The sequence below is a fragment of the Pseudomonas sp. MONT-RG-20F-20-E-7-02 genome (genome assembly GCF_022662395.1).
Lineage (GTDB): Bacteria > Pseudomonadota > Gammaproteobacteria > Pseudomonadales > Pseudomonadaceae > Aquipseudomonas.
In genome coordinates, this window is record NZ_JAKNQN010000051.1 from 1 (window position 1) to 238 (window position 238).

Genomic DNA, 238 nt, shown 5'->3' on the forward strand with positions numbered 1-238 from the left:
CCCGTCTGGCTGAGTGATGCCGATCAGCCGATGCTGGCAGTCGTAGCGGTACTCGGTGACGAGTTGATGGCCTTTACCGCGCCTTTGGCGGATCAGATTGCCGAACGCGTCATAGTCATAATGATGATCGCCCTGAATCACCAGCCGATTCCCCGCCACGATGTCCGGGCCGGGTCGATCCTGCATCAGCAGGTTTCCAGCCGGGTCGTGGCCGAAGCGTTCCTGCTGATCTTGCGAG

At 60.5% G+C, this 238-nt stretch carries 1 protein-coding gene; it reads right to left on the reverse strand.

Annotated features, from left to right (window positions below):
* On the reverse strand, positions 1–238 hold a 238-nt coding region (locus L8I05_RS29490; protein ID WP_242176743.1), incomplete at both ends, for an RHS repeat domain-containing protein.